12 protein-coding genes are annotated in these 10956 nt (G+C 67.3%); 4 read left to right on the top strand and 8 right to left on the bottom strand.

The window, feature by feature from the left end:
• Window positions 1–34: 34 nt before the first annotated feature.
• Together C7C45_RS32825 and C7C45_RS32815 are read right to left on the bottom strand one after the other, a co-directional pair.
• Window positions 35–592, bottom strand: coding sequence for a hypothetical protein (locus C7C45_RS32825; RefSeq protein WP_110568798.1), 558 nt, complete (start codon window positions 590–592; stop codon window positions 35–37).
• Window positions 593–1067: 475 nt separating this feature from the next.
• Window positions 1068–1307, bottom strand: coding sequence for a hypothetical protein (locus C7C45_RS32815; RefSeq protein WP_110568794.1), 240 nt, complete (start codon window positions 1305–1307; stop codon window positions 1068–1070).
• 295 nt (window positions 1308–1602) lie between these two features.
• On the opposite strand from C7C45_RS32815, the gene C7C45_RS33790 reads away from it, so the two are divergent.
• A complete protein-coding gene (locus C7C45_RS33790) occupies window positions 1603–1803 on the top strand; it encodes a hypothetical protein (protein WP_146247485.1) in 201 nt (66 codons plus the stop codon).
• 203 nt (window positions 1804–2006) lie between these two features.
• On the opposite strand, the gene C7C45_RS34325 is transcribed toward C7C45_RS33790, so the two are convergent.
• Complete coding sequence (locus C7C45_RS34325) at window positions 2007–2963, bottom strand: hypothetical protein (RefSeq protein WP_167454914.1); 957 nt, start codon at window positions 2961–2963, stop codon at window positions 2007–2009.
• A 757-nt stretch (window positions 2964–3720) separates the two neighbouring features.
• Entirely contained in the window at window positions 3721–4119 is a 399-nt protein-coding gene (locus C7C45_RS32795) for a site-specific integrase (protein WP_244200695.1), read from the bottom strand.
• Between the two features lie 539 nt (window positions 4120–4658).
• On the opposite strand from C7C45_RS32795, the gene C7C45_RS32785 reads away from it, so the two are divergent.
• The 3 genes from C7C45_RS32785 (at window position 4659) to C7C45_RS32775 (ending at window position 6807) form a co-directional block, all read left to right on the top strand.
• Window positions 4659–5261, top strand: coding sequence for a TetR/AcrR family transcriptional regulator (locus C7C45_RS32785; protein ID WP_146247483.1), 603 nt, complete (start codon window positions 4659–4661; stop codon window positions 5259–5261).
• A 32-nt stretch (window positions 5262–5293) separates the two neighbouring features.
• Window positions 5294–5755 (top strand): cupin domain-containing protein, encoded by a 462-nt coding sequence (locus tag C7C45_RS32780; RefSeq protein ID WP_110568786.1) that lies wholly within the window; start codon window positions 5294–5296, stop codon window positions 5753–5755.
• Between the two features lie 101 nt (window positions 5756–5856).
• The gene (locus tag C7C45_RS32775) at window positions 5857–6807 is read left to right on the top strand and encodes an alpha/beta hydrolase (RefSeq protein ID WP_110568784.1); all 951 of its coding nucleotides are present in this window, start codon (window positions 5857–5859) and stop codon (window positions 6805–6807) included.
• A gap of 355 nt (window positions 6808–7162) precedes the next feature.
• Here C7C45_RS32775 and C7C45_RS32770 read toward each other — a convergent pair whose 3' ends face one another.
• The 4 genes from C7C45_RS32770 to C7C45_RS32755 all read right to left on the bottom strand — a co-directional run bounded on the left by C7C45_RS32770 (window position 7163) and on the right by C7C45_RS32755 (window position 10195).
• Entirely contained in the window at window positions 7163–7735 is a 573-nt protein-coding gene (locus C7C45_RS32770) for a hypothetical protein (RefSeq protein WP_110568782.1), read from the bottom strand.
• Between the two features lie 511 nt (window positions 7736–8246).
• Window positions 8247–9563, bottom strand: coding sequence for a hypothetical protein (locus tag C7C45_RS32765; RefSeq protein WP_110568780.1), 1317 nt, complete (start codon window positions 9561–9563; stop codon window positions 8247–8249).
• Entirely contained in the window at window positions 9560–9865 is a 306-nt protein-coding gene (locus C7C45_RS32760) for a hypothetical protein (protein WP_110568778.1), read from the bottom strand. Before C7C45_RS32760 ends, C7C45_RS32765 begins: the two co-directional genes overlap by 4 nt.
• A gap of 123 nt (window positions 9866–9988) precedes the next feature.
• Window positions 9989–10195: a hypothetical protein gene (locus C7C45_RS32755; protein ID WP_244200694.1), complete on the bottom strand. Its 207-nt coding sequence runs from the start codon at window positions 10193–10195 to the stop codon at window positions 9989–9991.
• Window positions 10196–10956 lie beyond the last annotated feature (761 nt).

Genomic DNA, 10956 nt, shown 5'->3' with positions numbered 1-10956 from the left:
TCGAAACGGGTCAAGCCCAGCCCACGGCGTGCTCCTAGTCGGTGGACTCGATCGTCATCGCCCGGTCAGTGATGCGCTGAGCGCTGGTATTCGCGTACGCGACGATCTGCTCGACCGCAGGACCGGGGTTGCTGAAGTCCGCGTAGACGTGCGCGTACCGGTCATCGGATGCCACAAACACGCCCGCGAAGATCTTCTCGTTGATCTTCTCCGAGCATGAGCGCGCGACGCGGTACTTGGGGGCGCTCGGGAACGGAACAGGCTCGCCGTAGCAGGGGCCCTCCGTCGCCGTCTTGCGCAGATAGGCCTCGTCGTCGCTGTGGGTGAGGCTGACAGCGATCTTGCCCTGATACAACCGATCTGCCGACGAGAAGTCGAACTCGCAGCTGACCAGAGACTTGCTGGATTCGCGTTTCGGCTCCGCACGGGTCAGGGTCCACGACCCCTCGACGACGCTCGGCAGGGCCTCAGCCAACTCACTACATGAGGGAACGATCTCATCCTCGCCGAACGGCCCCCACCGCCACGCGCCGAGCAATCCGACGGCCACGACGACAATGCCGGACACAGCGGCCAGCATCTTCTTGTTCATCCGACCGCTCACCGACCAGACCGCTGCTCGTACACGGGAGGTTCCATATCGCGTGCCCGCGGTTGCAGTGACGCCAACGCGACCCTGGCCGCAGCCCGCACCTGCCGGGCCAGCGAGTCATCCGTATGGCGGTGCAGGCTGTCGACCTCAACCGCAATGTCACCCCGACGCGACGCGGCGATGCGAACAGACCGATCCGGCGAGTAGACATCCACATCGGGGTCGAGAGGCTCTACGTCGGGATCTAAGGGCTTTCGCGAACCGGGGATCATCGGACCGGTCCTTTCGGAGCGACCGTGCGAACCGCCACCATCGGGTCGTGCGAGCGCCCGATGGACGCGCCCTCCCGTCGCAGCGCCATCATGGCGGTGACCCTATCAACGGGTGTCACCGGCTCGCCGCCCTCAGTGATCACCGCAGATCGATGTGCCAGGGCCGCGCCAGCCCTGCGTGACATCCACCAGCCCCGATCCGATCAACGCGGCTGCTGCGGGTAGCCACCAGAAGAAACCCCATCGAGCAGTTCCTGCCGCGCACCTGCCCCGACAACGGCCTCTCGGCCACGGCGGCGGCGGTTCCAGATCAGAAAGATCGTCAGCGCGAGCAGGATCACCAGCACCAGGCCGACGCCGGCGACGATTACGACAATCTGCTGGTCGGTTGGACCGCCCTGATCGCGCGCAGAAATGGCACGACACGCCAGGACGGCGTACATGTTGCAGCTGGCGGAACTGTCCCGAAAGTCCCGCTGGCGACCTGCAGATCCGAGTGCAGAGGCGGGTACGCCGTGACGTACAAAGATCGGCATGGCAACGGGATCCCCGATCCGCGCCGCCGTCTGCGGTCATGGGCCCAGGCCGGTTTCGGTGAACAGGTCCATGAACTGGCCCTTCACGCCTATGACCGGATGAAACGCTCGACCGGCGTCGACGGCTACGGCATCCCGCTCGGGATCACCGACGCCCCGCCAACCGGCACGACTCCCCGCTGCTCCGCGACACCTTCGCCGCATGCAGCACCCAACTGCGCCACCACTGGCCCGAGCAGGTCACCGCGCACCTCGACGCGGCTACGACAGCAACCGCACCCGCGAGGTCTGCTCAGGTGCGCGGCGGCGAGCCTTTGATGGGTCACCGGCCGGCCATGATGGCGTGGCCGCGCAGCTCGGTGTGGCCGAGTCCTCCGACGAGGCGTGCCGCGAGGTCACGTAGACGACGGCACGCAGACCGTCCGGCTATAGCCGGACGGTCGGCACGGTCGGTGCCGAGACCGACCGGGAGTCGTCACCGGTGGCCATCCCGGTGCAACTGCGTGCGGGGTCGCTCGGGGCCCTTGGTCGACCGGTACAGCGCAATCCGCACTCGCCGACTGGGCGAGCGCCGTGGAGCGACTCGAAGATGGCGGCCGTGACGCTTCACCTGCGTCGTTCCGGCTGCCCGTCCTCCTCGGCGGGCGCGGGGCCGAGGATCTTCCGCAGGTCAGCCATGGCGTCTTCGGCAAGCAGAGCAGGGGCGCTCCCCAACATCAGCTGGACGCTTTCGCCGATCTGCTTCTGCGTCAATGCCAGGGTGGCGCTGTTCAGCTCCGCGGTACCGCGGTCATCGACGATCCGCGCATTGCGCACAATCTCGATCTGCTGCTCGCTGAACAGCCGGGCAGCTAGCGCCACGACAATACGCTTCCGCGCTTCCGCCCGGCTCATACCAGCCCTGTATGCCTCAATAGCGGCAGCCACGTCATGCGACGCTTCCACAGGCGCAGCTTCCAGCACCACACCGGCTTCCACCGGTGCGGAGTTCACTGGTGGAGGTTCCGCCCCAATGTGCGACTCGACGGTGACGACCCGCTTTTCCTTCTTGCGGGTCGCCATGTTCCACGCTGATGAAACGGTCGAGCCGACAGCGGAGCTGGCCGTTACCGCAGCCGACCCCACGGCGGAGCCGGCCGACGCCACCGCCGACCCCACGGCGGAGCCGGCCGTTACCGCAGCCGACCCGACAGCGGAGCCGGCCGACGCCACCGCCGACCCCACGGCGGAGCCGGCCGACGCCACCGCCGACCCGACAGCCGGGACGGCCGACGCCACCGCCGACGTGGCGGCCGGGACGGCGGTTTCGGCCACCCACCTCTCGACGTGCGGCCTGGCCCTTTCCAGGGCTAACAGCGTCACCTCGACAGCCAGCTCGCGCAGGAAGTTCTCGAGCTCGGAGCGTTCCCTGGGTCCTAGATGCGGCATCTCGTCTCCGTCGATCGGGTCGAGGGTGACGTGGCCCAGGTTGTTCGTACCGCCGTCGCGGGTCAGCGGGCTGAACGAACCGGGTTTCTTCGCCGATCGCGACAGACGCGCGCCGTCCTCATACTCGACCCACATCTTTTCCCTAGGCATCCGCCGACCCCATCTCCAGCAACACTGTCCACCCAGCGCGCCACGCAGATTCAGCGCCATGGCACGCCGAGCCGCATCGTCCCAGACGCATCGCCGCCCAGGCCACCGGACAAGATCCGTAAACCTTTGACCACTCCGGCGATTGCCACTCGATGACGTTCGGGCATCGACAGCGGAACCCCTGCCGACCGGCCTAGACGCCGCATTTGACCCGACTACTTCGGAGTGCGGCTTATGGCGTTACGGCGCGCATCGGCCAAATCTCTGTGCGCTAACCGTACGTCCGGCAACCAGCTCGCAGACATGCCGCACTGCGCCCACACCTAGCTTCCGACAGACCGATGGAGAATGGCTGGCCGAGGTCACGCCTGATTAGCTCGCGAAGACCGCGCCGGTCCCGGACGACGACAGATGGCCCTCGTACGCCAAGGGGCGGACAGTGCGGCGATGCCTCGGCACTGTGTTCAACGAGGATCGGGCTCACCACCGGTTTTGCAAGCATGACCTGGACCAACTGTCGCATCAGGGTTCGACGATCCTGTGGCGTCGCGAACGTCGATCAGCCGACCATCGGGAAGCCGGCCAATCCGATGCAGCTCCGCACGACAAGACGTACCGGAATCTGCACCGGAGCCAGTGCGCCGAACCCAGCCCCTGACTCGACTCAGGCCCGCCGATCAACGACGAGAGCAACGCGGTCGGCCAATCCGGTACTCGGGTCGGCCGACCGCCTTGCCAACGTCTACACCCCCTCCCCGATGCCCAGTTGCACCTGGATCTCCTGGGCGCGTTCGGCCGCCGCGCTGGCGCCGTAGTGCCGGGGCATGTCCTCGGAGGTCCAGCCCAACAGCAGCATCAGGTCGCCGGTGTTCCCGCCGGCTCGCTTCCACTCGTGGGCGAAGTTGTGCCGCCAGCGGTGGGCGTACACGTTCGCGACGCCAGCGGCGAGGCCCAGCCGCTTCAGGCGAATCTTGATGCCATTGGCTGCCAACCGACGGCCGCCGCGGTCGGCGAGCCACAGATCCGGCAGTTTCGATCCCTTGTGCTTGCCTCGGGCGCGTAGGTAGCGGCTGATGGCCCGTGCTGTCTTCGGCCCGAATCGCACCCGGCGGTCCTTGGCGCCCTTTACTCTGCCATCCATGCCTCCGCAAGTCACCGTGGTCGATGACCCGAGATCACAGCAGATCCGGGCCACGACGCGCAGTGACACGTGAGGCCAGGCCAGGATGGCGACCGGCCGAAGAGTCACGTTGCGTTGACAGTGCAAGAGGCCAAGGATGCCCCCACTGTTTCGGTCAACGGGACGTCCGCTGCCCGGTGCTACGCGTTACCCGCGTCAAAGACAACGCCTTGTCGAGATCGTCCGCAACCTGGCTGAACGCATCAGCGACGCCAAGGCCAACGGACGGCGCGGCGAGGTCGAGGGCCTCACTGTCAGTCTCCACGCAGCGCAGAACAAGCTCTCAGCGCTTGATCGAGCCGCCCGCAACCGTCCGGGACCCGCGTCCCTCGGGCTACCGGGATTGCTACCCGCCCGCGGGCATTGACGGCCGCGCTGGTGCACGCCGGTGGGAGCTGCTGACCGACGCGGGCGGCTCGGAGGCTGTCCTTCGAGCTAGCCGATGCGCGTCGCACCGGCCCGCTGCGTGGCGGTCAGTAGTGGAGCAGTAGTTTTCTGCTGTGCCCGAAGACGGAGGACAGCGGTCGAGGCTGCGTGCCGAGCGCAGTGACGGCATTCAGAACCGGCAGCGGATCCTCGCGACGGCGATGGTTGTCGTTGCCCGTGACGGCCTGCAGGTGCCGCTCGCGACGGTGGCGGCCGAGGCTGGCGTCGGTATCGGCACGTTGTACCGCCACTTCCCGAACCGCGCGGCGCTGCTGGACGGCCTGGTCGTCCAGTCGCTGCGCCTGGTCGTCGACGAGCTGCGGGAGGCGGCCGCGCAGGCCGTGACCGGGATCGACGCGGTCCGGGGCTACCTGCTCCGGATGATCGACCGCCGGGATGAGCTTCTGCTTCCGTTGCGGGGCGGCCCGGCGGTGATCAGCGACGAGGCAATCGGCCTGCGGGACGAGTTGCGCCAGACGATCGAGGCCATGCTGGCCCGCGGCGGCGCGGACGGCACGATCCGTGCGGGCGTCCGCGCGCTCGACCTGATCTTGATGGCGACGATGGTGGCTCAGCCACTGCCGGGGGTTACCGACTGGGACCGGCACGCACGGCGGGCCGCCGGCATCTATCTCGCCGGCCTCGCACCGCACGACGACGGGCTCGCGCTACTGTAAACGGAGTAATTCATCCGTATAAGGAGACGTCGATGAGCATGCTTTACCTAGCCCAGGCCGAGCAGCAGCAACAACTCGAATGGCTCGACGGCGGCACGCTCGCGCTGCTGCTCGACGGCAAGGCCACCGACGGCCAGCTGATGATGGGCCGCTTCGACGTCAGCGAGGGCGAGGCCCCGCCGTTTCACACCCACACCCGTGAGGACGAGGTCTTCATGCTGATCAAGGGCACCGCTCTGGTGTGGCACGGCGACGAGGAGTACGAGCTGGCCGAGGGCGGTGTCGTGTTCCTGCCCAAGGGCACCCCGCACGGCTACCGCATCACGTCCAAGAAGGCCGACCTGCTGATGATCAACACGCCGGCCGGGATTGAGGGCATGTTCCGGGCGACCGGGCGCGACAAGTCGACCCCGCGCCCGCCTGGCTTCCAGATTAAGCCCAACCCAGCGATCGCCACCGAGTACGGCAACGTCATCGTCGGCCCGCCCCGCTGACCTGCGTCCTTGATCACTCTGCGCGGGCAAAGCCTTGAGCTGCGCATATGTTTAAGCGGACGGATTCATCCGCTTAGCATTCGATCAGGAAGCCGTGACTCATGACCTCACCACTGGACCCGCAGATCGCCGCCGCCCTCGCCCCGATCTTGGAGCACGCCGGTGATCTCACCCCGCCACCGGCCGGTGACGTCGAGGGCCGTCGTACCGCGCTCAACGGGATGCTTTCCGCGATCAACAACCTGGAGCCTGCAGCCGGCGACGTCCGCACGACCGACTACCACCTGACCACCGCCGACGGGGCCGAGTTGCTGCTGCGCTGGTACACCAAGGACGGTGCCCAGCCCGGCTCGGCCGTGCTCTACTTCCACGGCGGCGGCATGATCCTCGGCAATGTCACGATGTGGGACGGCCCGGTGAGCCGCATCGTGTCCCGCAGCGGAGTCCCGTTCCTGTCGGTCGAGTACCGCCTGGCCCCGGAGCACCCGTTCCCGGTGCCGGTCGAGGACGGTTACGCGGCGCTGCAGTGGCTGCACGCGCACGCCGGCGCGCTGGGCGTGGACCCGGCCCGGATCGCCGTCATGGGCAACAGCGCGGGCGGGGGCCTGGCCGCCGCGCTCGCGATCCTGGCTCGCGATCGCGGCGGCCCGGCGATCGCCAGGCAGCTGCTGATCTTCCCGATGCTCGACGACCGGAACACCGTCGCCGACCCGTACATCGCGCCGTACGCGGCCTGGTCCTACGACGACAACATCACCGCCTGGCAGGCCATCCTGGGGGAACAGGCCGGTGGCACCGACGTACCGGCCCTGGCCGCTCCGGCCCGGATCACCGACGCCACCGGGCTGCCGCCGGCCTATATCGAGGCCGGCCAGCTGGACATCTTCCGCGACGAGGATCTGCGCTACGCCATCGCCCTGAGCCGCGACGGCGTCCCGGTCGAACTGCACCTCTACCCCGGCGCGCCCCACGAGTTCGACGTCATCGCCTACGAGAGCGACGCCGCCCGGCACGCCATCGCCGGCCGGGTGCGCCAGCTCCGGTCGCTATAGCCCCCATTGTGTAGGCGGTGCGGCGCTGGGCCGGAGACGAATGGTCGCGGGGATCGTGGATCCTGATCGGCCGGCAAGGCTAAGCTGCTGACCACTCCGGGCTGGCCGCACCAGTCGAGACCCGGCTGCGGTTCGCAGGTGAGGCGAGGCACCCGACCCGTGCGGGCAGGGGCGAGGGTGACGGCCCCGCGGTTGCGCCTTGGACGGCACCAGGTGCGATCGCCGAGCAGAGCCCATTCCCATCGGGCCACAGCAACGCATCAGGAACATCCTCGTCGCCTTTCACGGTGCCGTACAGCAACCGTCGCCATCCTGAACACGGTCGATGTCACCATTCAGCAGGTGAACGACCAAGTTAGTCGCTGGCCTCGATGGTCATGGCACGGTCGACAATGCGCTGCGCGCTGGCATTCGCATAGGCGATCACCTGCGCATCCGACAGGTTCGGACCGCTGAAGTCCGCGAGAATGTGGGCGTAACGCTCATCGGAGGCAACGAAGACGCCGGCGAACACCTTCGCGTTGATCATCTGCGAGCACGAGCGTGCCACCTTGTACTGGGCTGCGCTCGGGTAAGGGACCGCTTCGCCATGGCAGGGCCCGTCCGTTGCCTTCTTGCTTAGGGCGGCTTCATCGCCGACTTCGCTGACATCCAGCGCGACCTTGCCCGTGTACAACTGGTCCGCGGACCGGAAGTCGAACTCGCAGCCGACCAATGCCCTACTCACCTCGCGGTTCGGCTCGGCGCGCGTCAGCGCCCACGAGCCGTCCACGGCATTCGGCAGCGCCTTGACCAAGTCCCCGCAGGAGGGAACGACCTCGCCATCGCCCAGCGGCCCCCACCGCCACAGTCCCAACGCACCGACACCGAGCAGGACGACACCAACCAAGGCAGCCAGCGGCTTCCTGCTCGTCCGCAGGTTTACCATTCTGGCCGCCGTTCACCACGAAGAGTTTCGATATTTGATCGCGGCGGTTGCAGGTTCGCCACTGCCAGCCGGGCCACTGTCCACACCTGCCGGGCCAACGAATTACCACTGTGCCAATGCAAGCCCTGCACGTCCGCCTCCGTATCACCCTGCAGGGTGATCATGATCCGAACCCACTGATCACCTGAATGAGCATCGGCTCCAGCGCCGGCAGTCGCTTCAAAGAAGCCGACGACTTCCGCGGCACAGAAAATAATCGACTGAGAATCCGCTGGTCCGCCCGGCACCTGCCACCCGAGGGCGCAACCGCCGTGTACGACTGCCGACCCGTCGTACCGGCGCTCATGCGGGCGACCCTATCAGCGACGGTTACCGCGTCGCTGCCCTACGGGACCGCGTAGCGACAGCTCAGCGAGAAGCGCGACGGGCCGCTTGTTCACCGTCAATCGGGCCGCATTCGGCGCTGGGTGCGCCCGTTCGGCGAAGTCCGGCGGCGGACTGCAGGCAGGGTTCAGACAGCAGGCCTGCCGGGGCGGGGCACCCAACTGCCTCGGTCGGCCCACGCGGTGCCGCCGACTCCGGCTTGCGGGAACGGCGTCGTGTCGTGGCCGCGGGTACCGAGGTCGGGGCGCTCCTTACGTTCCTGCTCATCGACTTTGATCAGGTCCGACATGGCTTGGACGTACTGCCGCTCCGTGTCGAGCAGGTACGTCACGAATGTCCGCACGGTATCGAGGAGAGCCTTCTCCGGGCTCGAACACGAGGAGAACAGGCCGTTGACAGCCTCGATGTAGCCCTTCAGAGCGTCGATGAGAGTGCCAATGTGCTGGTAGCCGAGGCTGGCGTAGGCGTTGCGCAGGCCTTCCAGCATGCTGGCGGCCTTCTTGCCCTCCTCGGCCAGCCACCGCGCCTGGGTCTCGAGCTGGACCAGGTAGGCCGAGGCACGCTCGGCGTACTGGCCGAACGCCTGTGCGGCGCTGCCGTCCCAGTACAGCTTGAGGTTCTTCAACTCGCCGTCCATCTCGGCGCGCAGCTCGGCGTACGTGCCGGCGGCCGAATGCACCAGGTCGGCCCGGTTCCAGATCACCTTCGGCGCCGATCGCCAGGCGTGAACCATCAGGTCGGTCAGCGGGAGCCGCTGACCGGTGCCGAGCTCGATCAGGATCGCCTCCAGCTGGAGAAGCGTGTCCCGGTGCTCGTGGATGAACGTGTCGAGCTGATCGCCTTCACCGTTCTCGTAGTGGGTGGTCCGGCCGCCGCTGAAGCCGAGATTGTTGCCGTCGCTGCTGCCGATGGTGATTGGCTCCTCAACCACGCGGGTCCGCGGCAGCCTCTCGTTGCGAGTGGCGCCCAGCCGGTCGTTGCCCTCTGGAATGACCACCACCGGCCGGTCGTCCGGGAGCCTGCGCTCGGGCGGCTGGGACAGGATGCCGGCGCCACCCGGACGCACCCGCACGCCGTTGCCGTAGCCGTCGCCCAGCGGCAGATAGAGCCCCAGATCCCGGTTGAACACGTCGAAGTTCGTTGCGACGTCCAACTCGGTGCCCTCGTAGTCGGCGGCGATCTGCATCAGCCCGTCGGCGATGCGCTCCATCTCGTTACGGGCAATGTCCGCCTCGGACAGGCGGCTACCCAGGGCTGTGACCCAGTCCCGGTTGAGTTTGTCCGAGATCCCGTCAAGGGTGCCCCAGGCTCCGACCGGGATCGCACCGACGTCACCAAGGTAGCGGCGTACCGCGCTGTAGGTAACCGCATCCTCGTAGCGCTCCACGCCGAACGCCACCAGAGCGCGCGACTCGACCCGCAGGGCCGACGTGTCCGTGGTCATGATCCTCCTCTCTCCCCCTGCGGTGAATTGGCCAGCGTGAACGGCTCCACACCGATGGGCGAGCCGAAGTAGTCGATGCGCAGCTGCCGGTACTGCCGCCGGTGATCGGCCACCGCGGCGAGCAGTGCCGTCCGGATCTCGGACGCCACCTGGTCGGGGTTGCAGCGGCGCAGCATGCCGGGCCGAATGTTGACCTTCAGGTCTGCGTCGTGGCCACGGACGACGGTTACCCAGCCGTTGGCGGAGACACCTTCGGCCTTGATCCGGGCCACGGCGTCGAAGTAGCGCTCCAGCTTCCCCACGTCGTGCTCCTAATCGGTGGACTTCAGCTCATCGCCCTGGCGATGATCCGGTGCGCGCTTCTGTTCGCGTACCTAGTGACATGCTCGAGCCGAAGACGAGGACTCTCCCGCCCATCCGATCGCTCACCAACCGGGCCGCCGCTCGTGCACCGCAGACTCCACCTCGGGTGCCGGCCGTTGCAGTGACGCCAACGCCACCCTGGCCGCGGCTCGCACCTGTCGGGCCAGCGACTCGTCGGTGTGCCGGTGCAGGCCGTCGACCTCGACCGCGATGTCACCCCGACTCGACGCAGCGATGCGAACGGACCGGTCCGGCGAATAGACATCCACATCAGTACCAGGAGCAGCAACGTCGGAATCGACGGGCTCTCGCGACCCGGGAATCATCGGACTGGTCCTTTCCTGGTGCGCGTGTGCACCGCCGCGATCGGGTTGTGCGGGCGCCCGACGCGCGCGCCCTCCCAGCGCAACGCCGCCATGGCGACGACTTTATCAACGGGTGTGACCAGCTTGCTGCCCTCAGTGATCACGTCGATCGATCAAGGCTCAAAGCATGGATACCGTTTCCCAGCCGACGCTTGACGAGGTCGAGGATCGTCTCGTTGCGCATGTCGAGGGCTAGCTGAGCCGGGACGAGGCCGACCGATGGGCCGCGCGGTGGATGATGCAGGACGGACTCGTCTGGAGGACCTCTCCTGTTGGATGCTTGACCTCCTGCATGGAATTGATCTTCCTTCGGCTGAGTGCGGCGGTTACCTGCACGACGACGAGCAGGTACGGCTCTGGCTCGCCGAGCTGAGGAGCCGTCGGGCGGCGCGACGCGGCCAAAAGCTCCGAGCCTGGCCGCAATCGCGCCCAACGGATCATCGCGGCTGACGAGGGAATCCGCCAGGAGAGACCCCATCGAGCAGGTCGTCCCGCACACCTGATCCGACAACGGCCTCGGGCTTGTGGCGTCGACGGTTCCAGATTAGGAAGTGGGCTTGACCCGTTTCGACGGACAGGGTCGATGTGTTGATGTTAGTCAGGCTGCCTGGACCGTTGGTAGAAGGTGCGAACCGGTGGCTTCGAAGGCGGCGGGGCTGAGGTAG

The sequence above is a fragment of the Micromonospora arborensis genome, assembly GCF_003205615.1.
Lineage (GTDB): Bacteria > Actinomycetota > Actinomycetes > Mycobacteriales > Micromonosporaceae > Micromonospora > Micromonospora arborensis.
Note: the sequence above shows the minus strand (reverse complement) of the source record. Positions and strands in the feature narration are given on the sequence as shown.